Here is a 1,285-nt window from a genome sequence, read left to right on the forward strand (position 1 = left end):
GGCATGTAGTGCGCCAGCGGCAGGAACACGGCCGCCGCCAGGATCTGCCCGGCCTGCACGCCTTGCAGCGTGAAGCTGGCGAAGAAGCCGCGCCGGCCGAAGGGGGCGTGCTCGAGAATCATCGAGCTGGCGCCGGAGATCTCGCCGGCGACGGCGAAGCCCTGGATCAGGCGAAGGATCACGAGCAACGTCGGGGCCAGCAGGCCGACCTGATCGTAGGTCGGCAGCAAGCCGACGGCCACGGTCGAGAAGCCCATCAGGAACATGCACAGGATCAGCACGTGCTTGCGGCCATGGGTGTCGCCCCAATGGCCCAGGACGAAGGCGCCGATGGGACGCGCCACGTAGCCGACGCCGTAGGTCGCGAGCGAGGCGATGATCGCGATCTGCGGGTCACCCTTGGGAAAGAAGATCTGCGGGAAGATCAGCGCCGCCGCTGTGGCGTAGATGAAGAAGTCGTAGTACTCCAGTGTCGATCCGATCCAGCCGCTGGCCGTGGCCTTTCTGGACTGGTGCGTGCCTTGCGGCTCATGCGCGGTGATGCTTGACATTGTCTGTCTCCATGGGGTGATTGAAAGAACTCATTCCTGCGCCTGGGAGGCCATGCGCGCCGGTGCGTTGCTGGCGCCATACCCGTCGTACCGGCCCACGCGCTGCACGATCTCGAAGAAGATGCCGTGCTCGAAACTCTCGGTGTAGATGTGCAGGTATTCGCCCGCGGCCGAGCGGTCGAACAGCACGCCGGCCGCGCGCATGCGCGATAGCAGCGCGGCATCGATGTCCAGGCGCGTCGGCAGGTCGTCGTAGTAGTTGTCCGAGATCGGCACGAAGCGCGTGCCGTTGGCGCGCAGCCGGGCCACCGTCTCGAAGATGTCCTCGCATGCCAGCGCGATGTGATGGACCGCGCCGCCGCCGCTCTTGCGCACGGCGCGCGCGGTGCGGGTGCGCTGGCTCAGCGACACGTTGAGCACCAGCCGCACGCTGCGGTTCGCGCTGGCGACGCCGCGGCTGCGGATCAGGCCGAAAGGGTCCGCCAGTTCGAGGCTTTCGCCGGGCTCCAGGCCCAGCACGGCGCGCGAGAACAGCACCCAGGTGTCGAGCTGGTCGAGCGCAAGGCCGAGCGCCACGTGGTCGATCGACTGCAGGCCCGCGCCGCAGGTGTCGGCCGCGTCGTCGAGCACGAAATCCGCTTCGAAGAGGCCGCGGGCGCCGAGTTCCGAAGCCACGAAGTGAATGAGGTTGCCCCCGGGAGAGACCATCGCCGGCACCAGCATCTCGCCGGGGC

General features: G+C 67.8%; 2 protein-coding genes. Both read right to left on the bottom strand.

Features of this window, described 5'->3' with window-relative positions:
* Nucleotides 1–551: MFS transporter (locus AC1DTN_RS37200; RefSeq protein ID WP_477925090.1), on the bottom strand; the 551-nt coding region annotated here is incomplete at its 3' end.
* Nucleotides 552–581: 30 nt separating this feature from the next.
* The coding region (locus AC1DTN_RS37205) for a 4-hydroxyphenylpyruvate dioxygenase family protein (RefSeq protein ID WP_477925091.1) at nucleotides 582–1,285 on the bottom strand (704 nt) is incomplete at its 5' end.

This window comes from Rhizobium sp. 01T444 (assembly GCF_056398305.1).